2 protein-coding genes are annotated in these 2,334 nt (G+C 60.8%); both read left to right on the forward strand.

Annotated features, from left to right (window positions below):
* The first annotated feature begins 144 nt into the window (after window positions 1-144).
* Window positions 145-780 carry a 50S ribosomal protein L25/general stress protein Ctc gene (locus BW14_RS03475; RefSeq protein WP_044088324.1) on the forward strand — a complete coding sequence of 212 codons (636 nt, stop codon included), beginning with the start codon at window positions 145-147 and terminating at the stop codon, window positions 778-780.
* Between the two features lie 236 nt (window positions 781-1,016).
* Window positions 1,017-2,144 carry a branched-chain amino acid aminotransferase gene (locus tag BW14_RS03480; protein ID WP_044088323.1) on the forward strand — a complete coding sequence of 376 codons (1,128 nt, stop codon included), beginning with the start codon at window positions 1,017-1,019 and terminating at the stop codon, window positions 2,142-2,144.
* Window positions 2,145-2,334 lie beyond the last annotated feature (190 nt).

Consider the following 2,334-nt stretch of genomic DNA (forward strand, 5'->3'; position numbering starts at 1 on the left):
GAGGGAAGATAAAGTCCCGCAAGGGTCCGCGTCTTCCGTAATCGACTCGGCGTAAGATTCACCTCCTTGGGTGCGTTCTGCGACGCGTCGTGGCGTCAAACAGGACAATACGATAAGTAACACCGAAAACAAGGAGTATCCATTATGGCTACCACTATCAAGCTTGAAGGCGAAGCCCGTACCGAGTTCGGCAAGGGCGTTGCCCGTCGTCTGCGCGTTGCCAAGAAGATTCCGGCCACCATCTACGCCGGTGGCACCGAGCCTGTCTTCGTGACCCTGCCGATGCGCGAGACCACTCTGGCCATGCGCCACACCAACGCCCTGTTCACCATCGCTTTCGGTGACGAGTCCAAGATGGCCGTCGTCAAGGACATCCAGCGCAACCCTGTCAAGCGCATCATCGAGCACATCGATTTCCTCGAGGTCAAGGCCGGCGAGAAGATCGACGTCGAGGTGCCGGTGTTCGTCGAAGGCACCCCGAAGGGCGCTGCCGTGGCGTTCGTCGACATCCAGGAGCTCAAGGTGCGCGCTGATGTCGCCAACCTGCCTGAGAAGATCGTCGTGAACGTGGACGGCCTGACCGACGGCACCAAGGTCTTCGCCAAGGACGTCGTGCTGCCCGAAGGCGTCGAGCTCGACATCGACGATCCGGAAGAGTCCGTCGTCACCGTTGAGGTGCCTGAGGACGCCACCGAGTCCACCGCCACTACGGAGACCGCCGCTGCTCCGGCTGCTGACGCCGCCGCTGCTCCGGCTGCTGACGCCGCTGCCGCCAAGTGATTCGAGCGGGATACGTTACCGCGTTACGCTAGCGCTGAATACCGCGCATAGTGCATAATCGACGAGCCCATGCATGAGAGCTTCTCAGAGCGTGGGCTCTTCGTTTTTCACCATGTGAACGCCCTTGCGCGCGCGGTACTCAGGTGTGCGAAAGTATCCACAAGAGCATGCGCCACAAGCGCAAGACTAACCCCATCCGGCGGGGTCGCCCGCCAATCAAGAAGAAGTAACGAGTAATGACTGAAAACACGCACCACGATCCGGCTGCGCTCGATAAGCTCACCGAACCGTTCACCGTACTGCCGAACGATAATCCTGCCTCCGATGAGAAGCGTCAATCCCTCATCGACAAGCCGGCTTTCGGTCAGGTCTTTTCCGACAATATGACCCATATGACCTGGACCAAGGGAGAAGGCTGGTCCGATCGCCGCGTCGAGCCATACGCCCCGCTCAAGATGGACCCGGGCGCATCCGTGCTGCACTACGCACAGGAATGCTTCGAGGGTCTGAAGGCCTACCGTCACGCCGACGGATCCACGTGGCTGTTCCGCCCGGATGCCAATGCCGAGCGTTTCCAGAACTCCGCCAAGCGTCTGTACCTGCCTGAGCTCCCGGTCGACGACTTCCTTGGCTCCGTGGCCGCACTGGTCAAGCGCGATGCCGCTTGGGTGCCGTCCCGCCGCGAGTATACGCTGTACATGCGTCCGTTCATGTTCGCTTCCGAGCCGTTCCTCGGTGTGCGCGCACCGCAGGAGGTCGATTACTGCGTGATCGCCTCCCCGTCCGGTCCGTACTTCCCGGGCGGCGTCAAGCCGGTGAGCATCTGGGTCGAGGACAAGTGGTTCCGCACCGGCCCTGGCGGCACTGGTTTCGCCAAGTGCGGCGGCAACTACGCAGCTTCCTTGCTCGGCGAATACACCGGTATCGCCAACGGTTGCCAGCAGGTCTGCTTCGTCGATGCCGCTACCAAGACCTATCTTGAGGAGCTCGGCGGCATGAACATGATGGTCGTCCACAAGGATGGCCACGTCGAGACGCCGTCCCTGACCGGCAATATCCTGCCGGGCGTCACCCGTCGTTCCCTGATTCAGTTGCTGCAGGACAAGGGTCGTGACGTGGTCGAGACCATGATCCCGCTCGAACAGCTGCTTGAGGACATCAAGTCCGGCGAGGTCACCGAAGTGTTCGCCTGCGGCACCGCCGCCATCATCACCCCGATCGGCCGCTTCAAGTCCGAGAAGTTCGACGTGACCGTCGCCGACGGCGGCTCCGGAGAGCTGACTGTCGCCCTGCGCAACGAACTGCTCGGCATCCAGCTCGGCGAGGTCGAAGACCCGCACAATTGGATGTGGAAGGTATGCTAGCATAGCGTAGAACATCCGTTCTAAGGCCCCTTGGAATCCCAATCATTCCAAGGGGTCTCGTGTATGCGAACAAATGTTCAGAACCTGTTTTTGACGTGAAGTGTCAACAAGTGTCAACAAACTTGCTAACAGACATCGGAATCGGGTACGCGAAAACCGCCCCGCCCTCCACTGTGGGAGAGCGGGGCGG

It is taken from the genome of Bifidobacterium sp. UTBIF-68 (genome assembly GCF_006408855.1).
Classification (GTDB): Bacteria; Actinomycetota; Actinomycetes; order Actinomycetales; family Bifidobacteriaceae; genus Bifidobacterium; species Bifidobacterium reuteri.